Annotated in this window: 25 protein-coding genes and 1 tRNA gene; 12 read left to right on the top strand and 14 right to left on the bottom strand. The window is 71.5% G+C overall.

Annotated features, from left to right (window positions below):
• Window positions 1-41: 41 nt before the first annotated feature.
• On the bottom strand, window positions 42-275 hold the full coding sequence (locus tag ACWGSR_RS13085) for a hypothetical protein (RefSeq protein ID WP_030208456.1): 234 nt from the start codon (window positions 273-275) through the stop codon (window positions 42-44).
• 188 nt (window positions 276-463) lie between these two features.
• Between ACWGSR_RS13085 and ACWGSR_RS13080 the strand changes: the two genes are divergently transcribed.
• Together ACWGSR_RS13080 and ACWGSR_RS13075 are read left to right on the top strand one after the other, a co-directional pair.
• Window positions 464-1,222 (top strand): GntR family transcriptional regulator, encoded by a 759-nt coding sequence (locus tag ACWGSR_RS13080; RefSeq protein WP_376242198.1) that lies wholly within the window; start codon window positions 464-466, stop codon window positions 1,220-1,222.
• A gap of 187 nt (window positions 1,223-1,409) precedes the next feature.
• The gene (locus tag ACWGSR_RS13075) at window positions 1,410-1,859 is read left to right on the top strand and encodes a lamin tail domain-containing protein (RefSeq protein ID WP_453566078.1); all 450 of its coding nucleotides are present in this window, start codon (window positions 1,410-1,412) and stop codon (window positions 1,857-1,859) included.
• Window positions 1,860-1,971: 112 nt separating this feature from the next.
• Here ACWGSR_RS13075 and ACWGSR_RS13070 read toward each other — a convergent pair whose 3' ends face one another.
• Window positions 1,972-2,607 carry a DUF4231 domain-containing protein gene (locus ACWGSR_RS13070; protein WP_453566075.1) on the bottom strand — a complete coding sequence of 212 codons (636 nt, stop codon included), beginning with the start codon at window positions 2,605-2,607 and terminating at the stop codon, window positions 1,972-1,974.
• A 124-nt stretch (window positions 2,608-2,731) separates the two neighbouring features.
• Between ACWGSR_RS13070 and ACWGSR_RS13065 the strand changes: the two genes are divergently transcribed.
• From ACWGSR_RS13065 to ACWGSR_RS13055, 3 genes are all read left to right on the top strand, one after another.
• Window positions 2,732-2,938 carry a hypothetical protein gene (locus ACWGSR_RS13065; protein ID WP_376242204.1) on the top strand — a complete coding sequence of 69 codons (207 nt, stop codon included), beginning with the start codon at window positions 2,732-2,734 and terminating at the stop codon, window positions 2,936-2,938.
• A gap of 145 nt (window positions 2,939-3,083) precedes the next feature.
• Complete coding sequence (locus ACWGSR_RS13060) at window positions 3,084-3,491, top strand: hypothetical protein (protein WP_453566072.1); 408 nt, start codon at window positions 3,084-3,086, stop codon at window positions 3,489-3,491.
• Between the two features lie 137 nt (window positions 3,492-3,628).
• Window positions 3,629-5,404 (top strand): HNH endonuclease, encoded by a 1,776-nt coding sequence (locus ACWGSR_RS13055; protein WP_453566069.1) that lies wholly within the window; start codon window positions 3,629-3,631, stop codon window positions 5,402-5,404.
• A 101-nt stretch (window positions 5,405-5,505) separates the two neighbouring features.
• Here the strand turns inward: ACWGSR_RS13055 and ACWGSR_RS13050 are convergent.
• Window positions 5,506-5,580 (bottom strand) — tRNA-Val (locus ACWGSR_RS13050).
• 267 nt (window positions 5,581-5,847) lie between these two features.
• Between ACWGSR_RS13050 and ACWGSR_RS13045 the strand changes: the two genes are divergently transcribed.
• The 3 genes from ACWGSR_RS13045 (at window position 5,848) to ACWGSR_RS13035 (ending at window position 8,261) form a co-directional block, all read left to right on the top strand.
• Window positions 5,848-6,510: a DUF4097 family beta strand repeat-containing protein gene (locus ACWGSR_RS13045; protein WP_376242208.1), complete on the top strand. Its 663-nt coding sequence runs from the start codon at window positions 5,848-5,850 to the stop codon at window positions 6,508-6,510.
• Between the two features lie 169 nt (window positions 6,511-6,679).
• Window positions 6,680-7,951, top strand: a complete 1,272-nt coding sequence (locus tag ACWGSR_RS13040) for a coiled-coil domain-containing protein (RefSeq protein WP_376242228.1) — start codon at window positions 6,680-6,682, stop codon at window positions 7,949-7,951.
• Between the two features lie 94 nt (window positions 7,952-8,045).
• Window positions 8,046-8,261 carry an FmdB family zinc ribbon protein gene (locus tag ACWGSR_RS13035; RefSeq protein WP_376242210.1) on the top strand — a complete coding sequence of 72 codons (216 nt, stop codon included), beginning with the start codon at window positions 8,046-8,048 and terminating at the stop codon, window positions 8,259-8,261.
• 17 nt (window positions 8,262-8,278) lie between these two features.
• Here the strand turns inward: ACWGSR_RS13035 and ACWGSR_RS13030 are convergent, their stop codons facing one another.
• The 3 genes from ACWGSR_RS13030 to ACWGSR_RS13020 all read right to left on the bottom strand — a co-directional run bounded on the left by ACWGSR_RS13030 (window position 8,279) and on the right by ACWGSR_RS13020 (window position 13,065).
• Window positions 8,279-9,097, bottom strand: coding sequence for an HAD family hydrolase (locus tag ACWGSR_RS13030; protein WP_453566195.1), 819 nt, complete (start codon window positions 9,095-9,097; stop codon window positions 8,279-8,281).
• A gap of 113 nt (window positions 9,098-9,210) precedes the next feature.
• Window positions 9,211-11,883, bottom strand: coding sequence for a phosphoribosyltransferase (locus tag ACWGSR_RS13025; protein ID WP_453566066.1), 2,673 nt, complete (start codon window positions 11,881-11,883; stop codon window positions 9,211-9,213).
• Window positions 11,884-11,901: 18 nt separating this feature from the next.
• On the bottom strand, window positions 11,902-13,065 hold the full coding sequence (locus ACWGSR_RS13020) for an HpcH/HpaI aldolase/citrate lyase family protein (protein ID WP_453566063.1): 1,164 nt from the start codon (window positions 13,063-13,065) through the stop codon (window positions 11,902-11,904).
• 187 nt (window positions 13,066-13,252) lie between these two features.
• Between ACWGSR_RS13020 and ACWGSR_RS13015 the strand changes: the two genes are divergently transcribed.
• Entirely contained in the window at window positions 13,253-14,125 is an 873-nt protein-coding gene (locus ACWGSR_RS13015; RefSeq protein WP_376242216.1) for a TerD family protein, read from the top strand.
• Window positions 14,126-14,155: 30 nt separating this feature from the next.
• Here ACWGSR_RS13015 and ACWGSR_RS13010 read toward each other — a convergent pair whose 3' ends face one another.
• The 6 genes from ACWGSR_RS13010 to ACWGSR_RS12985 all read right to left on the bottom strand — a co-directional run bounded on the left by ACWGSR_RS13010 (window position 14,156) and on the right by ACWGSR_RS12985 (window position 18,669).
• Window positions 14,156-14,893: a TerD family protein gene (locus ACWGSR_RS13010; RefSeq protein ID WP_376242218.1), complete on the bottom strand. Its 738-nt coding sequence runs from the start codon at window positions 14,891-14,893 to the stop codon at window positions 14,156-14,158.
• A gap of 101 nt (window positions 14,894-14,994) precedes the next feature.
• Complete coding sequence (locus ACWGSR_RS13005; RefSeq protein WP_376242219.1) at window positions 14,995-16,134, bottom strand: DUF475 domain-containing protein; 1,140 nt, start codon at window positions 16,132-16,134, stop codon at window positions 14,995-14,997.
• A 29-nt stretch (window positions 16,135-16,163) separates the two neighbouring features.
• The gene (locus ACWGSR_RS13000; protein ID WP_453566059.1) at window positions 16,164-16,739 is read right to left on the bottom strand and encodes a TerD family protein; all 576 of its coding nucleotides are present in this window, start codon (window positions 16,737-16,739) and stop codon (window positions 16,164-16,166) included.
• An 84-nt stretch (window positions 16,740-16,823) separates the two neighbouring features.
• Entirely contained in the window at window positions 16,824-17,399 is a 576-nt protein-coding gene (locus ACWGSR_RS12995; RefSeq protein WP_030210761.1) for a TerD family protein, read from the bottom strand.
• A 173-nt stretch (window positions 17,400-17,572) separates the two neighbouring features.
• Entirely contained in the window at window positions 17,573-18,031 is a 459-nt protein-coding gene (locus ACWGSR_RS12990) for a peroxiredoxin (protein ID WP_376242222.1), read from the bottom strand.
• A gap of 215 nt (window positions 18,032-18,246) precedes the next feature.
• The gene (locus ACWGSR_RS12985; RefSeq protein ID WP_366375689.1) at window positions 18,247-18,669 is read right to left on the bottom strand and encodes a DUF3052 domain-containing protein; all 423 of its coding nucleotides are present in this window, start codon (window positions 18,667-18,669) and stop codon (window positions 18,247-18,249) included.
• A 417-nt stretch (window positions 18,670-19,086) separates the two neighbouring features.
• Between ACWGSR_RS12985 and aceE the strand changes: the two genes are divergently transcribed.
• Window positions 19,087-21,819, top strand: coding sequence for a pyruvate dehydrogenase (acetyl-transferring), homodimeric type (gene aceE / locus ACWGSR_RS12980; RefSeq protein WP_376242224.1), 2,733 nt, complete (start codon window positions 19,087-19,089; stop codon window positions 21,817-21,819).
• 99 nt (window positions 21,820-21,918) lie between these two features.
• Here aceE and ACWGSR_RS12975 read toward each other — a convergent pair whose 3' ends face one another.
• Window positions 21,919-22,350, bottom strand: coding sequence for a peptidase inhibitor family I36 protein (locus ACWGSR_RS12975; RefSeq protein WP_453566192.1), 432 nt, complete (start codon window positions 22,348-22,350; stop codon window positions 21,919-21,921).
• Window positions 22,351-22,538: 188 nt separating this feature from the next.
• Entirely contained in the window at window positions 22,539-24,161 is a 1,623-nt protein-coding gene (locus ACWGSR_RS12970) for an MFS transporter (RefSeq protein ID WP_376246958.1), read from the bottom strand.
• Window positions 24,162-24,297: 136 nt separating this feature from the next.
• On the opposite strand from ACWGSR_RS12970, the gene ACWGSR_RS12965 reads away from it, so the two are divergent.
• Both ACWGSR_RS12965 and ACWGSR_RS12960 read left to right on the top strand, forming a co-directional pair.
• On the top strand, window positions 24,298-24,942 hold the full coding sequence (locus tag ACWGSR_RS12965) for a TetR/AcrR family transcriptional regulator (RefSeq protein WP_453566054.1): 645 nt from the start codon (window positions 24,298-24,300) through the stop codon (window positions 24,940-24,942).
• 270 nt (window positions 24,943-25,212) lie between these two features.
• Window positions 25,213-26,433: an alpha/beta hydrolase gene (locus ACWGSR_RS12960; protein WP_453566051.1), complete on the top strand. Its 1,221-nt coding sequence runs from the start codon at window positions 25,213-25,215 to the stop codon at window positions 26,431-26,433.
• The last annotated feature ends 16 nt before the right edge of the window (window positions 26,434-26,449 follow it).

Genomic DNA, 26,449 nt, shown 5'->3' with positions numbered 1-26,449 from the left:
GGCGACGACCACGCCGGCCCGTACGACCGGGCCCGGCGTCCCTACACCCCGACCCCGCCGAGGCCGCGTCTGCTCCGCGCGTTGATCTCGGCGGTGCGGGCCCGCAGCTCGTGCAGGGGCGTGGCGAGCTGGACGTCGACGGGCTCGGCCTCCCACTCGGTGCCGCCGTGCACGGCGCGGATGCGGAAGCGCCCGGAGACGCTGTCCACATAGAAACCGACCCGCCCGGTGGCGGTGTCACGGACGAGGTCACCGACCTCGGGCAGTGGCTGCACGCGTCCCCTCCGTCCCGGAACCTGAAGCATGGGGACACTCAGGGAAGCGCGGCGACCCGGCCCTGTCAACGTATCTCTAGAGATGTCCCCCGATGGATGGATCGACCGGCCGGGACGGCGTACACGTGTGCTTCCGCGTCGAGGGGTGCGCCGTAGGGTGTCCCGCAGATGAAGGGAGTGGTCCACCCGTGACTGACCAGGACAGCGCTCGACGGCCCAAGTACCAAAGGATCGCTGATGAGTTGAGGGACGCGATCCGGTCGGGCGCCTTCGCTCCGGGCGACCGGCTCCCCGGCGAGAACGACCTCATGGCGACCTACGAGGTGGCGCGGATGACGGCCCGGCAGGCCCTCTCCGTGCTGCGGACCGAGGGGCTCACCGAGGCGCGCAAGGGCGCCGGGGTGTTCGTCCGCGTCTTCCGTCCGCTGCGCCGCCGGGGCATCCCGCGCCTGGCGGGCGACCACTGGGGCGGCGGCCGTTCGGTCTGGTCGGCGGACGTGGAGGACCGGGACCTGGTGGTCGACCGGATCGAGGTGGGCGAGGCGGAGGCGGGCGCGCGGATCGCGGAGGCGCTCGACCTGCCGCCGGGCGCGCCCGTCTGCGTCCGGAGCCGCCGGTTCGTCCTGGACGACAGGCCGGTGCTGCTCTCCGTCTCGTACCTCCCGGCCGACCTGGTGCGCGGGACGCCGATCGCGGAGCGGGACACGGGCCCGGGCGGCACGTACGCGCGCCTGGCCGAGCTGGGCCGGCGGCCGGTGCGCTTCCGGGAGGAGATCCGCTCCCGGATGCCGACGGCGGAGGAGTCGGAGGGTCTGGCCCTGGAGCTCGGGACGCCGGTGGTCCTCATCGACCGCACGGCCTTCACGGAGGCGGGGGTGGCGGTGGAGCTGAACGAGATGACGCTGGACTCGTCGTCGTACGTGCTGGAGTACGACTTCGACGCGTAAGGCCTCGCGCGCGGCCCCCACGGACGGCCCCGCGCCACACACCCTCCCCGCGAACACCTCGACCCGGCCGCCCCGTCCGCCCCGGCCCCACTTTCCGCGAAGTGCGGAGAAGTCGTGAAGGAGCTGCGTATTCTGTGTGATCGCCGGACCCCAACGGCGGGGATCCGGCAGAAATCGAGGGACATCCATGCTTCGTGCACGCACGCTCGCGGCCGTGACCGCGGCGGCCGTCTCCGGCGTCCTCCTGCTGCCCACGCAGGCCCAGGCCGCCGGCTCGGTCCACCTCTACAAGATCTGGTACGACAGCCCCGGCACGGACAACCGGTCCACCGCCAGCCTCAACGGCGAGTACGTGCAGATACGCAACACGACCAACGCGGCGGTCAACCTGCGCGGCTGGACGCTCACGGACGCGGCCAACCACAAGTACACCTTCGGCAACTTCGTCCTGGGCAAGGGCAAGATCGTGACGGTCCGCACGGGCCGCGGCACGAACACCGCCGCGAACGTGTACCAGAACCGCGGGGCGTACGTCTGGAACAACGACCGCGACACGGCGACGCTGCGCAGGTCGAACGGCACGAGCGCCGACACCTGCTCGTACAACTCGACGCGGGTGGACTACACGTGGTGCTGAGGCGGCACCGCGCCTGAGCGGGGGCGGGCTCCGGAGAACGGCCCCGGGGCCGCGGACCCGCCCCTGATGCCCGTCGCCCGCCCCGGAATCACTCCCGGCCCCTCCTCGGAATTCACTCCCGGCCCGATCCCTCCCCGGCATCACCGCCGGCCCGGCCTTCTCCGGGCTCACCGCCGCCCCGGGACCTCTCCACCTTCACGCTCTCGGCCCGGACGCTCTCCACGAGGACGCTTTCGGTGCGGGCGGCGGGAACGCCCTGCTGCACGTCGGAGTTGACCTGTCCGCCGAGCGTCATGACGTTCAGGGTGGCCGAGTTCTCGTTGGCGATGGCCTTCTCGACCCGGGCGACCAGCACGGCGAACGCCTCCCGCTTCGAAAGGCCGCGGTAGGGCCCCACCTTCGTCTCGAAGTAGACGCGCTCGTGCCCGAGGAGCTGCTCGGTCGAGCGGTAGTTCTTCCACTGCTCCCGGTACCGGTAGACGCTCTCCAGCGACACCGCGGCGACGACGACCACGCTCAGGACGGTGGCCGTGACCCGCGCGAAGCCCAGTTCCAGGTTCACGAAGACCGGCACGAGGGCCCCGCCGACGACGGACACGGTCCGCATCCGCAGGTGCATCGCCTTCATGTGGGTCGCCTTGGCGTCGTACCACCCCTGGTACTGCTCGATCCGCGTCTCGATGTACCGCTGCGGCGTCATCTCGCCGCTCTGCGCACCCTGTTCGGGCGCGTCCCCCACCTCAGCCATGCGGGGAGTACACCCGCGCTCCTGGACCTGCGTCAACTCTTCACCCGTTCCCCCCGGCTTCCCCACGGGGTACGTTCGCCACGAAGCAACCGACCGCACGTCAAAGGCACTTGAGGGAGCCCCCATGGCACAGGCCCGCACCGCACACCCGACCACCACCACCTCCACCAGGGCCGCCATCGCCCTCGGCGTCCTCGCCGCCGCCCTCGTCGCCCTCGCGGGCCACGGCGCCGTCGGCGCCGCCACGGCCGGCGACCGCGAGACCGGGACGGTCAAGTGGGTCGTCGAGGCGACGGCGGGCGACAAGAAGGTGGAAGTGATCAAGGCCTGACGCCGAACGGCCGACCTCGAACACGAAAGGCCCCGGACCGATCACGGTCCGGGGCTTTCCCCTGCTCACCTCACCCTTTTCCCTGTGATCCCTAGGATGGAAGGACGACCGAGAAAGGAAACACGGAGAAAGGAAACGCAGAGGCATGCGTCCCCAGCGATTCAGCGAACTCGTCGTCGACATCGCGAAGAACAGCCCGACGGCCGACCGCGTGCAGACCCTCGCCGAGTCCGGCGACACCAAGCACCCCTTCGGCGTGGTCGTCACGGTGGGCACGACCGAGACCCGGTGGCAGTTCACCGGCCAGCTGCCCGAGGGCGCCAAGCACGAGGGCTTCCTCGACGAACCGGTCGCGGGCACCCCGGTCCCCACCGGAGAACCGCCCCGGAAGACCGACTCCCCCGAGGCCTGGCTCGCCGCCGCCCTCGCCCAGGCCGCCTCCCCGGAGATCTCGGCCGTCGAACGCTGGTCCACCCAACCGGAAGCGGCCTCCCAGTCGGGCCTGACCATCACCTTCCACAACGGCGCCCGCGTCTTCGCCCGCGCGTTCTGACCCGCGCTCCCTCTCGGAAAGAGAAGCAGGGAGTCGAGACGGCGTGCAGTACGAGCTCCACCCCACGTGGCGGAGAAGCCGAGACCTGCACCTGGCAAGATCGGGGAAACGGAGCGGTGTCATGACGGGGAGGTCCGATGGGAAGCCTGTTGCGTGTCGGTAGCGTGTTTCGATCCGCCCGAAACAAGGATCCCGAGGTAGCGCTCATCGACGGCTACCCGAACATCCACCATGTCACCGCCTCCGAGAGGCTTGCCCAGGTTCAGCTCAGCAAGGGCATCAATCCGACGGCCAAGGTCAAGGCGTTCAGCGGACCACGCCGTCCGTGCATCCTGATCCGCTCCAGTCCGTGGAAGGCCGGAACGGCTGAAACTCCCTGGCACGACGTGTTCGACCTGGAAAACGGTCGAATCCACTATTACGGAGACCACCGGGTCGACCACACGGTGCCGGTGGGGACCACACAGGGCAATGCGGTATTGCTGGAAGCACTGGCGGAACATCGGGGGCTCACCGCGGAGCAGCGTGCTCAGGCCGTGCCGCTTCTGGTGTTCGCCGCGGTCACGCGCAACAAGACACCCAAGGGATACGTCGAATTCTGTGGCGTGGCGGTGATGGACCGCGCCGAGCAGATCGAGCAACGGGCAGAGGGAATTCCCTTCCCCAACTATCGCTACGAGCTGTCCGTCCTGGATCTGAGCGCAGAGGACGATCAGGTCGACTGGGCCTGGATCGAGGCTCGGGGCAACTCCGAGCTCACAGCCGCCGACACGCTCGAACTCGCTCCCCGTTCCTGGCGCCGGTGGGTGGAGCAGGGGCATGTCGCGATACCCGAGCTTCGGGGCCGGGCCCTTCGACCTTCCGAAGACCGGAAGCCGGTTCGACATTCGATCGAAAGCAGCCGTGATCCCTCGCCGCCGCTTCCCGTGCCGCACCGGCCGAGCGACTCCGGTTCGGCGCCCCGTACACCGACCGAGTCGTCCGCCGAGCTCATGGTGAGCGTGCTCATGGACAGATTGAGGAGCCTCCGGGTCCACAAGAGAAACGGTCGGCCGAGCAGGCACAAGCCGTTGGCCCTGCTGTGGGGTATCTCCCGAGTGGCAGCGGGCAAGCCCCACCTTGCACCTTGGCGGGAGTTCCGCGACGAAGTGGGCGGCCTGCTGGCCGAGTTCGGTCTCCCCGAATCCTCCGTCACCCCCGAGTACCCGTTCGTGCACCTGCAGACGAGTCGACTGTGGGACGTTCACGGCCTCCCGCCCGAGCTGGCTGCCGCGAGCCATGCTGCCGCGTTCGACAGGATCAATCCCGAAGGAGGAGTGACCGAGCAGGCCGCACGGTTGTTGGAAGATCCCTTCGTGCGGTCCCAGGCAGTGGCTGTCCTGCGGGAGAACTACCTGGCAGACGTCGACCAGCATGCGCTGATGGAACGACTGGGACTGGCCGGTTACGAGAGCGCCGGCGGCGTCGAGGATCCCGCAGAGGAGCAGGCAGGGGAAACCGGTCCCGCCGCACGGCGCACGTTCTCCTCCTCCCGCATCGTCCGCGACACCGCTCTGACGGCCAGGGTGAAGAAGCTGCACGACAACTGCTGCCAGGTCTGCGACCTCCAGTTGTCGACCCGATTCGGCACTTACAGCGAAGCAGCCCACATCCGTGGCCTCGGCCGCCCTCACGACGGTCCCGACGAACAGCCCAATCTGCTGGTCCTGTGTCCGAATCACCACGTCCAGTTCGACACGCTGGCGATCTACATCGATGCCGAAGGCACCGTTCGCTCGACCGCGGACGACAACCCCGTCGGCCGGCTCCGCGAGCACCCCGCCCACCGGCTCGACGAAGCACACCTTCGCTACCATCGAGCACTCTGCGGCAGGGACACGGCCGACCGTGCCACCCAAGACACGGCTCGCTGACCTGCACGCTCCCGGGCCCTCCCCGTGGCCGGCCCGTCACCGCCGTCTACCACCGGTTGCACCAGAAGCCCCCGGTCATGATCGACCGGGGGCCTCTGCACTGGTGGGCGCGGACGGTTTCGAACCGCCGACATCTGCTTTGTAAGAGCAGCGCTCTACCCCTGAGCTACGCACCCGTGGAAGAGGCAACAGCCTACATGGCCTGTGGGTGGGTGCCGCAAACCGATGGGCCGGGGGGGGTAGCCCCACCCCGGGGACGGTGGGTCGCCCGATCGTGGCGGAGGGTGGTCGGGGCGTAGGTTCGAGGGGTCGTCTTGGTCTTCTGGGGGTTGGTCTTCGTGGTCGTGGGTCGTCGGGTTCGTGTGCTGGTCGCTTCCGGTGGGGTTCTCGCCCTCGCGTTCGGAGTGGGCGGGTGTGGGACGGCCGACGCCGAGGGGGCGCCGGTGGAGAAGAAGAACTTCGCCTTCTCGGGGGAGGCCCTCACCGTCGACTCCGACAACTCACGGCTGGTGATCACCCCCGCCGACGTCGACGACGTGCGGGTCGAGCGGCAGGTCGACGGGTGGGTGTTCATGGGGTCCGGGCCGGACGCCAGCTGGAAGCTGGTCGACGGGCGGCTGACGCTGCGGGTCGAGTGCGACGCGGTCGCCTCCGACTGCCAGTCCGTGCACCGGATCCAGGTGCCCCGGAAGGTCGCCGTCACCGTCGAGAACGACAACGGCGACGTGACGACCGAGGGGTTCGCCACCCCCCTGAAGGTGCGGACCGACAACGGGGACGTGCGGGTGCGCAAGGCCGGCGGGGCGCTCGACCTCGGCACCGAGAACGGGGGCGTGGTCGTCGACTCCGGCACCACGTCGACCGACCTGGCCGTACGGACCGCCAACGGGGACGTCCGGCTCACCCTCGGAGCCGTACCCCGGAAGGTCGACGTCGTCACCGACAACGGCGGCATCACCGTGGAGGTGCCGAAGGCCGAGTACGCCCTCTCCGGGAGCAGCGGGAACGGGGACGTCCGGCTCGACGTCCCCCGGCGGGACAGCAGCGGGAACAACGTGAGCGTTCGCAGCGACAACGGCGACGTCACCGTCCGTACGGTGAACTGACCGGCCCGTGTGTTCGTCCCTACCGGGTGGGAGAATGGATCCGGACCGGGCACGGCGGACACAGCACGGGGAGAGGCACGTGGCGGCGAGCGATACGAGGAGCGCGTCGGCGCCCGGGATTCCTTCCGCGTTCCGGCTGGCGCTCCTGCTGCCCCTGGTGGCGGGAGCGATGCTGCCGGGGGCCTTCGCCGGGGGCGGCACCCGCCGCTGGTTCGGCGGGCGGGGCGAGGGGCAGCGGGCCGAGGCGCAGGCCGCCAAGGACGCCGCCGCGGCCGCGTTCTACGAGCTCGACACCGCCCAGCGCGGGCTGCGCATCTCGATAGAGACCATCACCGCCGTCGACAGCTCGCCCGAGGCGCTCCGCACCGTCGAGGGCTTCGAGGCGCTCGGGCGCCGCATCGACCAGGTCAGCCACGCGTACATCACCGCCGTCGACGCCCACGACCTCGACCGCGACGAGCTGGACGCCGCCACCGCCTCCCGGGCCCGCGCCGAACTCACCCGCGCCAAGGAGCAGCTGGACGGGGTGAAGGGCGAGCTCGACCGCTTCGAGGCCGGGCTCGCCCCGCTCCTCGGGCGGGCCGAGACCCAGCTCGCCCGGCTGGCGCCCGCCGTCGAGCGCGCCCGGCAGGCCCTGCGCGGCGCGAGCGACGCCCTCGACGCCGTCCGGGAGAGCGGGCTGCGCGCCGACGACCTCGCGCTGCGGCTCGCCCGGCTCGGGCCCGAGCTGACCCGGCTCAACGAGGGCGCGGGCCGGCACGGCGTCTCCGAGACCCTCCAGCGGGCCGACCGGGTGCTGCGGGACGCCGAGGCCGTACGGGCCGAGGCCGAGCGGCTGCCCGAGCGCGCCGCCGAGATCGACCGGCGGCTCGTCTCCCTCCGCACCCGCACCGAGGCGCTGACCACCCGCGCCGAAGGCGTCGAGCCCGTCCTGTCCGAGTTGCGGCGGCGGTTCTCGCTCGACTGCTGGCAGGACCTCCAGCACGTGCCCGAGCAGGCCGCGGCGAGCCTCGCGCAGGCCGGGGAGCGGCTCGGCGAGGCCGGGAAGGCGCGGGCCGAGCAGCGCTGGCCCGACGCGACCTCGCTGCTCTCCACCGTCCGCGCCCTCCTCGACTCGACCGACGAGGCCGTCTCGGCCGCCGGCGACCGGCTGCGCCGTCTGGAGGCCGTCGCCAAGGACCCGAACGCCGAGGTCGACCGCGCCCGGTTCGCCGTGCGGGACGCCCAGCGGCTCGCCATGGACGGGCGGACCACCCCCGATCCCCGGCACGCCGGGCCCCTCGACCAGGCCGTCGCGCGCGTCGACCGGGCGGTCGCCTCCCTGGAGGGCCGCCACCCCGACTACTGGCACTTCCTGACCGAGCTGGAGGACGTCCGCGCCACCGCCGCCCGGGTCGTCGGGCAGATCCGGGAGGAGCGGGGCGGCGGCGCCGGTCACTGACCGGTCCGGCCGGCGGGGCGGGCGGCCGCTCCGACCGGCGGGGCGGTCCGCCGGACGGCCGGACGGTTCGCCGGGCAGCCTCTAACCTGTCCCCATGCCTCGTTACGAATACCGCTGCCGCACCTGCGGCGACACCTTCGAGCTCAGTCGGCCCATGGCCGAGTCCTCCGACCCGGCCGCCTGCCCCGCCGGGCACGACGACACCGTGAAGCTGCTCTCGGCCGTGGCCGTCGGCGGAAGCGGCACCGCCGCCCCCGCGCAGAGTGGCGGTGGCGGCGGCGGTTGCTGTGGTGGGGGTTGCTGCGGCTGAATCCGGGACCGGGGGCGTCAGCCCGCTGCCGCCGCCCTGAAGCGGCGCAGGATCTCCTCCCCCGCCGCGACCCCGCGTTCCGCGAGGACGTCGAGGTGGGGGGCGGTCCAGTCGCTGTCGGCCAGTTCGCCGTGGCCCGGGCGCCAGGCCCGGTCCGCGGCGAGCAGCAGGTCGGCGTCGAGCAGGGAGTCCCCGGCCGCCAGGGTGAGCGCGGCGCCGGTGCGGCGGGCGAGCTCGCGGACGGCCGCGCTCTTGGTGAGCGGCTTCGGCACCGCGTACACCTTGCGGCCCTGGAGCGAGACGGTCCAGCCGCGCTCCCCCGCCCAGTGGCCGAAGAGCTCCAGCCAGCCCTCGGGGAGCAGGTCGCGCTCGATGACCAGGTAGGTGAACAGGTCCTCGGCGACCCGGTGCTTGCGCACCCAGGACTGGTCCGTGGTGGCGGAGAGGTACGCGCGGACCTCGGCGAGCGGCGCGCACTCGCCGGCGAGCCGGTCGAGGACGGAGGCGTGCCAGTCCCGGTCGGAGACGCCGTCGACGAGGATGTGCCCGCCGTTGGCGCAGATCGCGTACTTCGGCGCGGTGCCGGGGAGTTGGATGCGCTGGTACTGCTTGCGCGTCCGGGTCGTGGTGGGCACGAAGACGGTCTCGTCGGCCAGCCGCGCCAGGAGGGCGGCCGCCTCCTCGGTCATGTAGGAGAGCGGCCTGGACTCGTGGACCTCGACGCAGAGCAGCCGGGGCGCGAGCGCGTCGGGCATGCCGAGGGCGAGGGCCGCGGACGAGTAGATGAGGGTGCGGTCGAGGTCGCTGGCGACCAGGACCGGCGCCGAGGTCCGCACCGGGGCCGGGGTCGGGTCCTGGGTCTCGGCGGGGGCCGGGGCGTGCGCCGGAGCCGGGTTCGGAGTCGGAGTGGGGGCCGGGGTCGGGATCCGGGGCGTGCCCGTCGTCGTGCTCACTGGGACGTCACCGCCTTGCCGTCGGCGCCCGTCGCGCCCCTGGTGTACTTGGGGTGGATCAGGCCCACGCAGCTGTACGGCAGGTCGTCGACCTCCTCGACCGGGACGCCGCGCTGTTCGGCGAGCAGCCGCACGTGCGCGAGGTCCGCGTCGGCGCCCCGCTTGGCGAGGATCTTCCAGGGGACGCGGCGGAGCAGGACGCGGGTGGTCTCGCCGACGCCCGGCTTGACCAGGTTGACGTCGTGGATGCCGTACTCCTCGCTGATCCGCTCGACGGCCGCCCAGCCCTCCCAGGTGGGGGCGCGGTCGGCGGCCAGGAGCTCCTTGACGTCCGTGTCGACGGTCGCGGCGACCTCGTCGAAGCGGGCGGCGACGGCGTCCAGGAAGACCCCGGAGACGTCGGAGCCGGCCAGCTCGCGGTAGAACTTGGCCCCGTGGAAGTCGTCCGGCCCGACCAGGTCGGAGCGGAGCACGGTGCGCGAGATCAGGCCGGAGACCGTGGAGTTGAGGCAGGCGGAGGGGATGAGGAAGTCCTCGCGCGTGCCGTAGGTGCGGACGCAGGAGCCGGGGTCCGCGAGGACCGCGATGTCCGGGTCGAACCCGTCGAACTCCTCGAACTCCCCTATGGCTTCGGCGAGTTCGCGGGTGATGGCGCCCTTGCCCGTCCAGCCGTCGACGAAGACGACGTCGGCGGGGTCGTGGTGGGCGGCGAGCCAGCGCAGTGCGTTGGCGTCGATGCCCCGGCCGCGCACGATCGAGACGGCGTAGTGCGGGAGGTCGAGGCCGTGGCGGGCCCGCGCCCAGCGGCGCATGAGGACGCCGACGGGGGTGCCGGCGCGGGCGAGCGAGACGAGCACGGGGGTGCCGGCGCGCTCGGCGAGGACGGTCTCGGTGACCGTGCCGACCGCGCGGGCGATCCGGGCGGCGGAACCCTCCAGGGCGGCGTGGAAGAGCTCCTGGTAGCGCTCGCTGGGCTGGTACTCGACGGGCAGCGACTCCGCGTAGTGGGCGCCGCCGCTCTGGATGGCCTCCTCGCGCTCCTCGGTGGGGGCTTCGAGTTCGACGTCCGAGAGGTCCTGGAGCAGCCAGCCGACCTCTTCGGGTGCGTAGGAGGAGAAGGCGGGGCCGCGGAGGGGCTCGGGCAGCATGGAGCTCCTTTCGGGAGCTTCGGTGGCGGTGACGGTGGTTTTGCCGGCTCCGCTGTTCTCGACGGTCCGCGTGGTCCCGGCGGTTCCGGGCACGTACGAGGGGACCACCGCGAGGACCACGTGCGGCACGTGTTCCGCGAGCCGGGCCAGGAGGCCGTCCGGGGCGTGCAGGGCCGGGGTGTCGGCGGCGGAGTCGACGACGAGGACGACGGCGTCGAAGCCCCCGCCCGCCACGTTGTAGGCGTAGCGCTCGCCGGGGCCGTCGGCCGGGTCGTCGTGGGCGGGGAAGACGAGCCGGGTGCGGATCGCGTAGCCGGGGTCGTCGACGGCGAGGACGGGCGAGCGGGTGGTGGTGGAGTAGCGGACGTCGTGCCCGGCCTCCTCCAGGGCGGTGCCGAGGCGCAGCGGCGCGTACATCAGCTCCTCGAAGCCGAGGACGAGGACGCGGGGGGCGGCGGTGGCCGCGCCGGGGGCGGTATCGGTGCCGGGGGCGGTATCGGTGCCGGCGGCGGTGGCCGCGCCGGGGGCGGTATCGGTGCCGGGGGCGGTGGCCGTGCCGGGGGCGGTACCGGTGCCTATGCCGGTGCCGATGCCGGTTTCGGGGGTCTCCGGGGCCTGGGGGGCCTGAAGGGTCCGGGGGGTCCGTGACGCCGCCCCCAGGGCCGCTCCCACCCGGTCGGCCAGGGCCGGCAGGGCCGCCTCCAGGCGCTCCCGGTGCTCCGGCGTGAAGCCGTGCCGCCCGCCGTCGGGCAGGCCCCGGGGCCAGTCGATCTCGGCCCGTACGGCGCCGGGCGCCGGGGCCGCGGCCTTCGGCTCCGGGGCCGTCTCGTGCTCCGCCACCAGCGCCCGGCCCTTCTCCAGGACCCCTTCCGGGAGGCGTACCGTGCCGGCCGCGCGGGCGATCAGGTCGACGCGGGCGCCGATCTCCTCCGCGAAGGCGTCCAGGCGGCCGAGGTCGGCGGCCGAGCGCATGTCGACGAGGGCGACGACGACGTACCGCTCGCGCGGGTAGTTCGCGTGCAGGTCCCTGATCGTGTTGAGGACGGTGTTGCCGGTGGAGAACTCGTCGTCGACCAGCACGAGGGGTCCGTCGCCCGCGAGCAGCTTGGGGTCCTCGGGGAGCAGCAGGTGCGAGGTGGCGTGGGAGTGGGACTCCTCGAAGCCGCCCGCGCGGGCGACGCCGGGCACCGGCCGCCGGGTGGAGTGGAGGTACGGGGCGAGGGCGAGGCCGTCGGCGACGGCGTGGCCCAGGGCGGTGGCGGTCTCCGCGTAGCCGAGGACGACGGCGCGGGCGGCCTCCTCGTCGCCGAGGAGCGCCCGCACGCGCCGGCCGAGGTCGAGGCCGGCGCCGTACACCACCGAGGGGCGCTGGGGCACGTGCTTGCCGAGCACGCCGGAGACGAGCAGGTGCGCGCGCTTGGGGTTGCGGCGCAGTGCGAGGCCCAACAGGTCCGGCAGCTCCTCGTCGCCGATCAGTTCGACGCCCAGTCGCTCCGCGACCCACGTTCCGGTCCACACCACGTCGTCGACGTCCCTTCGTCAGCCGGCCAGTCCGGCGGTGAGCAGCTCCACGAAGCCGACGTCCTCCTTGGCGACGCCGAAGACCTCGGCGCGCAGCAGGATGCGTTCGGCCCACGCGCGGTGCGGCTTCACTTCGTTCATCTTGTTCGTGTACGCGGAGCGGAGCACCCCGCCGCCGCCCCGCTCGGGCCGCAGGATGTCCTGGGCGTCGCTCCACTCCTCGTGGCTGACCACGGAGAGCGCGTGCACCGGCACCACGTGGGTGGGGTGGATGCAGGTCTTGCCGAGCAGGCCGTTGGCGCGGTCGAGCTCGATCTCGCGCAGCAGGCCGTCGAGGTCGCGCTCGATGAGGGCGGTGCGCAGGTCCTCGGCGCGGCCCTCCAGGAAGGGGCTGCGGCGCAGCTGGGGCTTGAACATGCGCTCGCCGGGGCGGAAGTACTCCCAGACGGGTCCGGTGATGGTGAAGCCGGTGCCGTCGGCGCGGCCGAGGACGTTGACGACGTCGGAGATGACGTGGGCGACGACCTTGATGTCGTACGCGGTCATCTCGGGCGAGCGGCGGAGGCCGTAGGCGGAGCAGAAGTCGGTGACGCCGAGGCGCAGGGCGAGGACGTGGTCGCGGTGCTCGCCGGTGATCGAGGCGATTCCGGCCAGGGTCTCGACCCGGGTCTCCAGGTGGAGGAGCTCGGGGGACTCCAGGACGGGCATGGCGTACAGGCGCCTGCCGCTCGTCCGCTCGGCCTCGACGAGCGCTTCGAGGAAGGCGCGGCCCCGCTTCTCGGTGAATTTGGGAAGTACGAATCCGGACAACAGGTGAATCGTTTCGCCGAGGCGTTCGACGAGATCGGTGATCTGGCCGGGCTCCCGGACCCTGATGAAGAGCAGGGGCACGTCCGCGCCGCCGGCGGCGAGGTCCGCGAACTCCCGGACGAGGTTCTCCTCGCCCGCCTCGACGTCGGCGTCACTGATGGAGTCCTCCAGGCAGAGCACCATGGAGACCACGCCGCGGGCGGCCTGTTTGCGCACGGCGTCGGCGAGTCGCGGCCGGGTGGCCGGGCTGTAGAGCGTGGCGCCCAGGGCCGTGGCGAGGGTGCGCGCGGGCGACGCGGCCGTGAACTCGGCCGGTTCCCGGTGGAACAGCCCGGCCCGCTTCGTGGACGGGAGGTGCCCGAAATGACGCATGTGAGTACCCCGTCTGCCTCTCTGTGTCCGGACGACACGTGGCCGGTAATAGTACGTAGGTACGGGTATCCCCGGTTCCCCCAGCGTATGAAATCCAGGTAACCCGTCCGTGTCCGTCGGTCTCGTCCCGGTCTCGGTACCGCCCCCGCGTTGTCCGCGGGTCGGCCGGGAGGGCAGGATTGCGGTCATGACGCACGCGATGCTGAAGGGCTCCAACGTCCCTCTCGACACCGCGGCCGTACGGGCCGTGCTCCGCTGGACCCCGGGCCCCGGGGTCCCCGACGTGGACGCCTCGGCCCTGCTGCTCGGGCCCTCCGGGCGCGTGCGGTCCGACGAGGACTTCGTCTTCTACAACCAGCCGCGCCACCCCTCGGGGCTCGTGCGGCGGCTGCCGAAGAAGCGGGACGCCTCGGGCCTGACGGACACCGTCGAGGCCGACCTCGGCAACCTCGACGCCTCGGTCGACCGGGTGGTGGTCGCGGCCTCCTCCGACGGCGGCACCTTCCGCTCCGTCTCCGACCTGCGGATCCTGCTGTACGACGCCACCGGGCCCGGGCGCGAGCCGCTGGCCCTGTTCGAGGTGACGGCGGAGACCGGCGAGGAGACGGCGGTCATCTGCGGCGAGCTGTACCGGCGCGGGGACGGCTGGAAGTTCCGCGCGGTGGGCCAGGGCTATCCGACGGGCCTCGTCGGCCTCGCCACCGACTTCGGCATCTCGGTCGACGAGGACGCCCAGGAAGGCGCCCAGGAGGGCCACGACGGCCTTCCCGGGGCCCCGGAGGCCTCCCGGGACCCGGACGGCGCCCCCACCGGCTCCCCGGCCCACGGCACGCCCGCCGGCGCCTCCGGCCTCGACGCGACCGTGGTCCGCCCTCCCGTGCCGCCGCAGCCGACGGTGCCGCCCCGGCCGGACCGGGCGCCCGCCTACGGCTACCCGCAGCGGCCGGCGGACGTCCCGGCCCCTGCGTACGGCTATCCGCAGCCCGTGGGCGCTCCCGAGCAGAACCCGGCCCCGGACTTCCGGATGCCGCCGATGGGTCCCCAGTTCGTCAGGCCCTGAGACGGTCCCGGTGGGCACGGCGCCCGCCCGTCACGTCTTGGTCTTGTAGCCGCGGCCCCACTGGAGGCCCCACCCGTACAGCCGGTCCAGCTCCGCCTGGAAGCCGTACACGAACCGCACCTCGCGCCGGACCGTCAGGTCGCCCTTGACGTTCTCCAGGGAGAAGACCGCGCAGGAGCGGGCCTGCGGGGCCCGCTCGTCGAGCTCGATCTCGATCCGGGGGCCGTTGCTCGGGTAGAGCGTGACCTTGGCGTGGGTGCGGTCGAAGGCCGGCGTCTGGTCGTAGATGTAGACGAAGAACAGCAGCCGTTTGATCGCGTCGCGCTGGTCCAGATTGACGAAGATCGTTTCCCCGGAGGAGCCGCCGAAGCGGTCGTCCCCGCTCAGCTTCACGTACGGGGCCGCGTTCAGGTCGCCGAAGAAGTTGCCCAGCGGCTGCACCACGCCCTTGGAGCCGTCGGCCAGCTCGTAGAGGCAGCCCAGGTCGAGGTCGACGTTGACCATGCCCTGGGTGTGCGCCTGGACGACCTCGGGCTTGAAGAACTGGGCGGGGTTGCGCAGCAGCCGGCCGCTCTGGCGGGAGCGGCCCTCGATGTCGGAGGTCCGCATCCGCCAGGAGAGGTTCACCCGGAGGTTGCCGGTGGCGGCCCCCTGCTTGGTGAGCGAGACGGACGGGCGCCGTTTCGTCAGGTCGATCGCGTTCGACACGGCGTTGCCCGAGTCGAACTGCGCCGCCCTCCCCGTGAACAGGTTGTCCCAGAAGGCCATGCCGCCCCCACCCCCACCGCTCGTCCGCGTCCCCACATGCCCGCGGGGCGGCCGGGTGCTCCGGCCGCCCCGCAGTGAAGCGTTCCTCGTTATCAGGGGTGTCACACCCCCGACGTGACCTCTGTCTTGTCTCCCGGGGAGCCGCCCTCGGCCGCCGCGATCGCCTTGTTGCGGCGGACGGACGACCAGAAGGACAGGGCGATCAGGATCACGCCGATGGAGCCGGTGATGAGCTCGCTGATCTCGTGCTGGATGGTGACGAGCAGGATGACGGCGAGCGCGCCGATCGCGTAGTGCGCGCCGTGCTCCAGGTAGACGTAGTCGTCCAGGGTGCCCTCGCGGACCAGGTAGACCGTGAGCGAACGGACGTACATGGCGCCGATGCCGAGGCCGAGCGCCATCCAGAAGATGTGGTTCGTGATGGCGAAGGCGCCGATGACGCCGTCGAAGGAGAACGAGGCGTCGAGGACTTCCAGGTACAGGAACAGGAAGAACGCGGCCTTGCCGGCGAGGCCGACCGCCGAGACCGGCTTGCCCTCGGCCTTGGCCTTCTCCTCCTCCTCGTGCTCGCGCTCCTCCTCTTCCTCCAGCTTGTTCTCGAAGAAGCCGGAGAGGCCGCCGACGACGAGGTAGGTGATCAGACCGGCGACACCGGAGAGCAGCACGGTCGCGGACTTGTCCACGTGCCCGACGCTGGTGTGCGCGTGCGTCGCGAAGGTCATCGCCGTGACGAGCAGGACGATGAGCGCGACGCAGACCGACAGCATGTCGACCTTGCCGAGCTTGGCCAGCGGACGCTCCAGCCAGGAGAGCCACTTGATGTCGCGGTCCTCGAAGATGAAGTCGAGGAAGATCATCAGCAGGAACATGCCACCGAAGGCGGCGATCGCCGGGTGGGCGTCCGTGACCAGGGCCTCGTACCGCTCGGGCTCGTCCAGGGCGAGCTGGACGGCCTCGATCGGTCCGACCTTGGCGCTGATGGCGACGATCGCGACGGGGAAGACCAGCCGCATGCCGAAGACCGCGATCAGGATGCCGATCGTGAGGAAGATCTTCTGCCAGAAGGCGTTCATCTTCTTCAGGATTCCGGCGTTGACGACCGCGTTGTCGAAGGACAGCGAGATCTCGAGGATCGACAGGATCAGAACGACCCCGAACGCCTCCCACCCCCACTGCCAAGCGGCGAAGGCCAGGCCGAGCGCCGTGATGGCGAACGACCAGCCGAAGGTTTTCAGAACCACTGTCTACCCCATCGTGAAATTACATGGCTTTACGAAACGTTGACCCCGAAGTCTAGAGCGATGCCCCGCAGCCCGGACGCGTACCCCTGACCCACCGCCCTGAACTTCCATTCGCCGTTGTAGCGGTATAGCTCGCCGAAGATCATCGCGGTCTCGGTGGAGGCGTCCTCGGAGAGGTCGTAGCGGGCGAGCTCCTGACCGTCCGTCTGGTTGACGACCCGGATGAAGGCGTTGCTGACCTGGCCGAAGCTCTGGCCGCGGTTGTCGGCGTCGTGGATCGAGACCGGGAAGACGATCTTGTCGCAGTGGGCCGGCACCTTGGTGAGGTCCACGACCAGGGACTCGTCGTCGCCGTCCCCCTCGCCGGTGAGGTTGTCACCGGTGTGCTCGACGGAGCCCTCGGGGCTGCGGAGCTGGTTGTAGAAGACGAAGTAGTCGTCCCCGAGCACCCGGCCGGCCTGGCAGAGCAGGGCGCTGGCGTCGAGGTCGAAGGGGGCTCCGGTGGTGGAGCGCGCGTCCCAGCCGAGCCCGACGAGGACCTGGGTGAGGTTGGGTGCGGCCTTGGAGAGGGAGACGTTGCCTCCCTTGGCGAGCGTGACGCCCATGGTTCTGTTCCTCCCCGGTGGATGATGAGGCACGTCCGGCGCCGCACTTCCGAGTGCGGCGCCGGACGGTTCGTGCGGTTCGGCTCAGACGTTGACGCCGAAGTCCTGCGCGATGCCGCGCAGGCCCGAGGCGTAGCCCTGGCCGACGGCGCGGAACTTCCACTCCGCGCCGTGGCGGTACAGCTCGCCGAAGACCATGGCGGTCTCGGTCGAGGCGTCCTCGGAGAGGTCGTACCGGGCGATCTCGGCGCCTCCGGCCTGGTTCACGACGCGGATGAACGCGTTGCGCACCTGGCCGAAGGACTGCTGGCGGTTCTCGGCGTCGTAGATCGAGACCGGGAAGACGATCTTGGCCACGTCGGCCGGCACGCCCGCCAGGTTCACCTTGACCTGCTCGTCGTCGCCCTCGCCCTCGCCGGTGAGGTTGTCACCGGTGTGCTCGACGGAGCCGTCGGCGCTCTTCAGGTTGTTGAAGAAGACGAAGTCCTGGTCGTTGCGGACCTTGCCCTCCTCGCTCACCAGGATGGCGCTGGCGTCGAGGTCGAAGTCCGTACCGGTGGTGGTGCGGACGTCCCAGCCCAGACCGACGGTCACGGCGGTGAGGCCAGGGGCCTCCTTGGTCAGCGAGACGTTGCCGCCCTTGCTGAGGCTGACTCCCACGAGTCCCTCCATAGGTTTCCAGGGGCAGCGCCCCCAGTCGTGCGTTGGCATCGGATCAACGTCTGGATCCTAGTGACGGGTTCCCGGTCGAAACAGTCGATTCGCCCGGTGAATCCGAGGGTGTCGGCCCCGGAGAGCGCCCGGAAGGCCCTCCGGAACCCCGCCCGGGCCCCTCAGAGGGCTTCCAGCGCCTTCACGTAGGCGGCGGCGTCGCGGGCGTCCGGCAGGGCGTTGACGACGCTCCAGCGGACGGTTCCCGCCTTGTCGAGGACGAAGGTGCCGCGCACCGCGCAGCCCTTCTCCTCGTCGAAGACGCCGTAGGCGCGGGAGACCTCGCCGTGCGGCCAGAAGTCGGAGAGCAGCGGGAACTCCAGATCCTCCTGGTCGCCGAAGACGCGCAGGGTGGGGACGGAGTCGGCGGAGACGGCGAGGAGCTGGGTGTCGTCGTTGACGAACGCCGGGAGGTTGGCGCGGAGCTCGCGCAGTTCACCGGTGCAGACGCCGGTGAAGGCGAAGGGGTAGAAGAACAGCAGGACGTTCTTCTCGCCGCGGAGGTCGGCGAGCCGCACGGTGCGCCCGTGGTTGTCCTTGAGCTCGAAATCCGGGGCCTCGGTGCCGACCTCGATCGCCATCGCGTGCGCGTCCCTCTCGACGGGGCCCGCGGCACCGGGCCGACGGAACCCGGGCCCTGGGCCGAAACGGTGAACCCCACCCTACGCCGGTGCGCGAAGGGGCCCGCCCCCGGACACGGAGCCGTGTCCGCGCACGGCGGACCGAAGGACCCGCGCCGGTGCGCGAAGGCCCCCGCAGGACCGGGTCCTGCGGGGGCTCGTCGCGGCGTGGGTGATCAGCGCTTCGGAGAGGCCAGGCGGGTGCCCACCCAGTCCTTGGCGAGGCTGATGCTCTTGGTCTGGGAGAGACCAGCGGTCTGCGCGGCATCGTTGATGTCGCTCGGCTCGATGTAGCCGTCGCGGCCGGTCTTCGGAGTCAGCAGCCAGATCATGCCGCCGTCCTCCAGAAAACCGATGGCGTCCACCAGGGCGTCGGTGAGATCGCCGTCCTCGTCGCGGAACCACAGGACGACGCCGTCGGCGACGTCGTCGTAGTCCTCGTCCACGAGATCGGCCCCGATGATGGACTCGATGCCTTCACGGAGATCCTGGTCGACGTCGTCGTCGTAGCCGATCTCCTGGACCACCTGTCCGGGCTCGAACCCCAGCCTGGATGCCGGGTTGGTCCGCTCCTCCGCGTGGTCCGCGGTCGCGCTCACGGCTTGCCTCCTGCTCATTCGGAAAATGCTTGTGGGCCGCGCGTGTGCGCGCGGCGCTGGCCGTAGTCCACACGTGCCGGGGCGGATCGCGCAAGTACCCGGCCCCGGAGACCGCCGAAACGGTGACGTTTGGGGCCGTCTCGCCGCAACTTCCGGCACTGCGGGACCCCCTCCGTGATCGGGTGCGAGCGGTTCGTCCGCTTTCGAGGACTTCTGACTCTTCAGTCTGCCGAACGCCCGGACGAAACGCATGCGCGGGTTGGGCGTAAGGTTGCGATTTGACCACACCCTGGCACCTGGAGGACGCCCCGAAGGGTTACCCCTCGGTAAAGATGACGTCCGGTGTCGGCGGGGTACACGATGGAGATCCCGACCACCCCGTGGCCCCGTGACCACCCCGAACAGCGAAGGAAGAGCGTGGCTCCCGGATCCGATCGCAACCCGATCATCATTGGCGGCCTTCCCAGCCAGGTCCCGGACTTCGATCCGGAAGAGACCCAGGAATGGCTCGACTCCCTCGACGCTGCCGTCGACGAGCGGGGCCGGGCCCGGGCCCGCTACCTCATGCTCCGCCTGATCGAGCGCGCCCGCGAGAAGCGCGTGGCCGTGCCCGAGATGCGCAGCTCGGACTACGTCAACACCATCGCCACCAAGGACGAGCCCTTCTTCCCCGGGAACGAGGAGATCGAGCGCAAGGTCCTCAACGCCACCCGGTGGAACGCGGCCGTGATGGTCTCGCGCGCCCAGCGCCCGGGCATCGGCGTCGGCGGCCACATCGCGACCTTCGCCTCCTCGGCCTCCCTCTACGACGTCGGCTTCAACCACTTCTTCCGCGGCAAGGACGAGGGCGACGGCGGCGACCAGATCTTCTTCCAGGGCCACGCCTCCCCCGGCATCTACGCCCGCGCGTACCTGCTCGACCGGCTGAACGAGGCCCAGCTCGACGGCTTCCGCCAGGAGAGGTCGAAGTTCCCGAACGGCCTCTCCTCCTACCCGCACCCGCGGCTGATGCCGGACTTCTGGGAGTTCCCGACCGTGTCGATGGGCCTCGGCCCGCTCGGCGCGATCTACCAGGCCCGGATGAACCGCTACATGGAGGCGCGCGGCATCGCCGACACCTCCAAGTCGCACGTGTGGGCGTTCCTCGGCGACGGCGAGATGGACGAGGTGGAGTCCCTCGGCCAGCTCTCCATCGCGGCCCGCGAGGGCCTGGACAACCTCACCTTCGTCGTCAACTGCAACCTCCAGCGGCTCGACGGCCCGGTGCGCGGCAACGGCAAGATCATCCAGGAGCTGGAGTCGATCTTCCGGGGCAACGGCTGGAACGTCATCAAGCTGATCTGGGACCGCTCCTGGGACCCGCTGCTCGCGCAGGACCGGGACGGCATCCTGGTCAACAAGCTGAACACCACCCCGGACGGCCAGTTCCAGACGTACGCCACGGAGACCGGCGGCTACATCCGGGACCACTTCTTCGGCGACGACCAGCGGCTGCGGGCCATGGTCGAGGGCATGAGCGACCAGCAGGTCCTGCACCTGGGCCGCGGCGGCCACGACCACCGGAAGATCTACGCGGCCTACGCGGCGGCGAAGGCCCACGCCGGCCAGCCGACCGTGATCCTCGCGCAGACCGTCAAGGGCTGGACGCTCGGCCCCAACTTCGAGGGCCGCAACGCGACCCACCAGATGAAGAAGCTGACGGTCGACGACCTCAAGCGCTTCCGCGACCGGCTGCACATCCCGGTCACGGACAAGCAGATCGAGGAGGGGCTGCCCCCGTACTACCACCCGGGCCGGGACTCCGAGGAGATCCAGTACATGCACGACCGCCGCGAGGCGCTCGGCGGGTACGTGCCGACCCGGGTCGTGCGGGCGAAGCCGCTGGAGCTCCCCGACGACAAGGCCTACGCGGCGGCCAAGAAGGGCTCGGGCCAGCAGTCGATCGCCACCACCATGGCGTTCGTCCGCATCCTGAAGGACCTCATGCGGGACAAGGAGATCGGCAAGCGCTTCGTGCTGATCGCCCCCGACGAGTACCGCACCTTCGGCATGGACGCGTTCTTCCCGAGCGCCAAGATCTACAACCCGCTGGGCCAGCAGTACGAGGCGGTGGACCGCGAACTCCTCCTCGCCTACAAGGAGTCGCCGACCGGCCAGATGCTGCACGACGGCATCTCCGAGGCCGGCTGCACGGCCTCGCTGATCGCCGCCGGCTCCGCGTACGCCACGCACGGCGAGCCGCTGATCCCGGTGTACGTCTTCTACTCGATGTTCGGCTTCCAGCGGACCGGCGACCAGTTCTGGCAGATGGCCGACCAGCTGGCGCGCGGCTTCGTCCTCGGCGCCACCGCCGGCCGCACGACGCTGACCGGCGAGGGCCTCCAGCACGCGGACGGACACTCCCACCTCCTCGCTTCCACCAACCCGGCCTGCATCGCCTACGACCCGGCGTTCGGCTTCGAGATCGCGCACATCGTCAAGGACGGCCTGCGCCGGATGTACGGCCCCGAGGCCGAGGACGTCTTCTACTACCTGACCGTCTACAACGAGCCGATCCAGCACCCGGCCGAGCCGGAGGACGTGGACGTGGAGGGCATCCTCCAGGGCATCCACCGGTTCAAGCCGGCCGAGGCGGGCACGATCCCCGCGCAGATCATGGCCTCCGGCGTCGGCGTGCCGTGGGCGATCGAGGCGCAGCGGATCCTCGCCGAGGAGTGGAACGTGCGGGCCGACGTCTGGTCCGCCACCTCCTGGACCGAGCTGCGCCGCGAGGCCGTGGCCGTCGAGGAGCACAACCTGCTCCACCCGGACGAGGAGCAGCGCGTCCCGTACGTGACGCGCAAGCTCCAGGGCGCCGAGGGTCCGTTCGTGGCGGTCTCGGACTGGATGCGCTCGGTGCCGGACCAGATCTCCCGCTGGGTCCCGGGCACGTACACCTCGCTGGGCGCGGACGGCTTCGGCTTCGCGGACACGCGCGGCGCGGCCCGTCGCTACTTCCACATCGACGCCCAGTCGATCGTGCTCGCGGTGCTGACCGAGCTGGCCCGCGAGGGCAAGGTCGAGCGGTCGGCCCTGAAGCAGGCCGTGGACCGCTACCAGCTGCTCGACGTGGCGGCGGCGGAGCCGGGCGCGGCGGGCGGCGACGCGTGAGCCGTACCCCGTAAGGGGAGCCGAGGGGCGGTGGGACCGGTGGTTCCGCCGCCCCTCGGCGTTTCCCGGGCCGCTCCGTGCCGTCTCCCGCCTCCGCCCCTACCGCTCCCAGATCTTGAACGCTCTGATCTCGTGGGGCGACTGCGGCACCCAGGTGCCCTTCCCCGGGTAGGTCTCGAACTCGCCCGTCTCCGCGCACTCGGCGGACTGGTAGGTGGTGACCGGCCGTCCGGTGCGGTTCGCGAGGGACTGGGCCGAGGTGCCGGCCGGCAGGGCGACGCAGCTGTCGACGTCGGTCGTGGCCAGCTCGTGGGTCCGGACCCTGCCCTTGAAGTCGGGCTTGGGCCAGAGGCAGAGCTTTCCGGGACCGCAGGCCCCGAGCGTCACCCCCGGGCCGGTGGCCCCGGCTGTCGCCTTGCCGGTCGCCGCAGCAGGTGCCTTGCCGGTCGTCGTGGCGGTCGCCGCGCCCGGCAGGGCGGTGAGGAGCAGGACCGCCAGGACGGCGGTCGTCAGCAGTCGCTTCGTACGCAGGTCGTTCAAGGTTCTCAACCCCCGGTTTCGTCACTCTCCGTGACGATAACTCTGCCGGAGGTCACCGCCTGTTGAGAAGGGGGCCAAAGCTTCTTCACCCGAACGGGCGACGGCCCCCGCCGGACCAGGTCCGGCGGGGGCCGTGCGAAAGACTCGCGAGAAACCCGCGCGAGAAGAGGACCCGCAGATCAGATGTGGGCGCCGCCCATGCCCGCCTCCGCATTCTCGCCGCGCTTGGTCAGCAGGGCGACGCCCGCCGCGACGACCGCGACGACACCGGCGACGGTGAAGGCCAGGCCCATGCCCTGGAGGAAGGTGTCGTGGATGACGCCGCCGATCACCTGGACGAGGTCGGGGGTCATGCCCGGCGCCTTGGCCAGCTCCGGCGGGACCATGCCGAACTCGGCGGCCTGCTCCAGCTGCGGGTTGGGCGGGGCCGGGATGCCGGCCGCCTTCCAGTTGTCCGCGAAGACGCCGGAGACCTTGGAGGACATGACGGCGCCGAGGACCGCCGTGCCGAGCGCGCCGCCGACCTGCATGGCGGCCTGCTGCAGACCGCCGGCCACGCCGGAGAGCTCCAGCGGGGCGTTGCCGACGATGACCTCGGTGGCGCCGACCATGACCGGGGCGAGGCCCAGGCCGAGGAGGGCGAACCAGAGGGACATGACGAGGGTGTCGGTGCCCTCGGAGAGCGTGATCATGCCGAACATCGCGGCGGCCGTGCAGACCATGCCGCCGACGAGCGGCACGCGCGGACCGAACTTGGTGATCAGCGCGCCGGCCAGCGGCGAGGAGACGATCATCATCGCGGTCAGCGGCAGCAGGCGCAGACCGCTGTCGACCGGGCTGAGCCCCTTCACGCCCTGGAGGTAGAAGGTCACGAAGAACAGGCCGCCCATGAAGGCGAAGGCCATCAGGACCATCAGCACCACACCGGCCGAGAGCGGCACGGAGCGGAACATGGCCAGCGGGATGAGCGGCTCCTTGACCTTGGTCTCCCAGAGGGCGAAGAGCACGAAGAGGAGCACCGCGCCGAGCAGGCAGCCCCACGTCTTGGCGCCGCCCCAGCCCCAGGACTCGCCGGCCTTGATGAGGCCCCAGACCAGGGTGCCCATGGCGCCGGAGAGCAGCACGATGCCGGGGATGTCGAAGGAGCGCGGCGCGTTCTCCGCGCGGTGGTCCTTCAGGATCACCAGGCCGAAGACGAGCGCGACGACGCCGACCGGCACGTTGATGAAGAAGACGGACTGCCAGCTGACGTGCTCGACGAGCAGGCCGCCGACGATCGGGCCGCCGGCCGTCGAGGCGCCGATGACCATGCCCCAGATGCCGATCGCCATGTTCAGCTTCTCGGCGGGGAAGGTGGCGCGCAGCAGGCCGAGGGCGGCCGGCATCAGCAGGGCGCCGAAGAGGCCCTGGAGGATGCGGAAGGCGATCACGGCCGCGATCGAGTCGGAGAGGCCGATCGCGCCGGAGGCGGCGGCGAAGCCGGCGATGCCGATGAGGAAGGTCTGGCGGTGGCCGAAGCGGTCACCGAGCTTGCCGGCGGTGATCAGGGCGACGGCGAGCGCGAGCAGGTAGCCGTTGGTGATCCACTGGACCTGGGCGAGCGAGGCGTCGAGATCGGCCTTGATGGCGGGGTTGGCGATCGCGACGATCGTGCCGTCGAGCGCGACCATCATCACGCCCACGGCGACGGCGAACAGGGTCAGCCAGGGATGGCCGCGCAGTCCCTTCGCCGGACCCGATACGGGTCCCGGGGTACCCCCCTGGCCCTGCGGGGCCTTTTCCACGGTGGTCTGACTAGTCATACACCGAGGCTAGTGACAGTCGCTGACAATTGACAAAGCGATTCACGCGTCGGTAACTGTCACGTAGCTCACAGGTACGCTGAGCCGGAAGAAACCCCCGCAAAGCGCCTGTGGCGCCGGAGAAGAGGAACCCGAGGTGACCCTGCCCGGTCTGCGCGAGCGGAAGAAACAGCGGACGCGTGACGCGCTGATCCGGGTGGCCCTCGAACTCTTCACCGCCCAGGGCTACGAGCGGACCACGGTCGACGAGATCGTCGAGGCCGTCGAGGTCTCCCAGCGCACCTTCTTCCGCTACTTCTCCTCCAAGGAGGAGGTCGCCTTCGCCGTCCAGCAGATGGTGGAGGAGCGCTTCGTCCGCTCCCTGGAGCAGCGGCCCCCGGCCGAGGGCCCCCTCGACGCGATGCGCAACGCCGTCCTCTCCTCCTGGGACACCATCGGCGAGGCCATCACCGCGGTCGTCCCGGTCGAGCTGTACCTGCGCACCTTCCAGCTGATCGAGTCGACGCCCGCGCTGCTCGCCGTCCACCTGCGCCGCTCCACCGAGATGGAGGAGACGATCGCCCGGATCATCGCCGAGCGCGAGGGCGTCGACGTGGACGCGGACCCGCGGCCCCGGATCGCGGTGGCCGCGTTCAGCGGGGTGATGCGGGTGACCGGGCAGATGTGGGGCCGGGGCGCGGACCAGAGCCTGGAGGCCATCCGCGCGCTCACCGAGCAGTACCTCGACCACCTCGGCCCGGCCCTGACCCCGCACTGGCGGGACCGGCGGAACGCCCCCTAGGGGCCGGCCGTACGGGAAGGCCCAGGGGCCCGTACGGGAAGGTTCCGAGGCCCGTACGGGAACGGCTTCGGGGCCCGTACGGGAAGGCTCTTGAGCCCGTACGGGGAGACTCCGGGGCCCGTACGGGAAGCCCCCGAAGCCCCCGAAGGAACGCTCCCCGGCCCGGTGCCGGACGCTTCCCGGCCCCTCCCGGTTCCCCGTTCCACGGAAGCGTGACCTCCGTCCCACCTGGTACGGAACCGCCCCCACCGCCCCGTAGGGTGGCGGCCCGTGACACCTGCCGACACCGCTCCCGCCCCCGTCGCCGCGCGCGCCCTGCTCGCGCTCGTCGTCGTGCTCGTGCTCCTCGCGACCACCGGGTGGACCACGGTCCGGCACCAGCCCCCGCCGGGCCCCTCCCGCGAGGCCGCGCTCGCCGCCTGGACGCGCGACCGGGTCGACCACCGCCCGCTGCCCGACCCGGCGGCCCCGCCCCGGACCGTCGCGGCGTTCTTCGCCGGGCTCGGCCCGGCGGGCGGCGCCCGGCTCGCCGCGCGGCACCCGTTCGTCGTCGGCAACCTCAACGGCGCCCCGGTCGCCCTCCGCTACCGCGCCAACCGGATCACGCTCGCCCGCGCGTACGGCGCCGAGCGCGGCAGGGCCGACGACCCCCGGCTCTCCCCCGAGGGCCGGCACGAGGCGCAGCGCCGGACCGACCGCTTCGCCTCGCTGCTGCGGCCGGGCCGCCAGATCCTCGCGTTCGACCCGACGGGCACGGGCCGGGCCGCCGAGGTCCTCGGGGACCTGGAGCGGGCCCGGCGCGTCTCGGTGGTCGTGCCCGGCGTCGACACCAACCTCCTCACCTTCCAGCGGACCCACGGCCGGTACGGGGCCCCCGTCGGCATGGCGCAGGCCCTCTACGACGCCGAGCGGCGGGCCGCGCCCGGGACCGGGGTCGCGGTGATCGCCTGGGCCGACTACACCGCGCCCGCCGGGCTCGGCGTCGACGCGCTGACCGGCCGGCTCGCCGAGTCGGGCGCCGCGCGGCTCGTCGGGCTGACCGAGGCCCTCCCCGGGGACGCCCGGGTGGCGCTCTTCTGCCACAGCTACGGCTCCGTGCTCTGCGGGGTCGCCGCGCCCCGGCTGCCCGCCCGGGTGACGGACGTGGCCGTCTCCGGAAGCCCCGGCATGCGGGTGGAGCGGGCCGCCGACCTCGCCACCCCGGCCCGGATCTGGGCCATGCGGGACGCGGACGACTGGATCGCCGACGTGCCCCACCTGGAGGTGGGCGGGATCGGGCACGGGGCGGACCCGGTGGCACCCGAGTTCGGCGCGCGACTGCTCTCGGCGGGCGGGGCCGTCGGCCACAGCGGCTACTTCGCGCCGGGGACGGTGAGCCTCGGGAACTTCGCCGCGATAGGCGTCGGCGCCTACCCGCGGCTGGTCTGCGCACGTGCCGACGGCGCCTGCCACGACGGAATATCCGGCGCGGAAGGGTCCCGACGCGCGTAGATCCCGTAATTTCGGG

This window comes from Streptomyces sp. NPDC055632 (assembly GCF_053618675.1).
The sequence above is the reverse complement of the archived record's forward strand: the minus strand, read 5'-3'. Positions and strand labels throughout refer to the sequence as shown.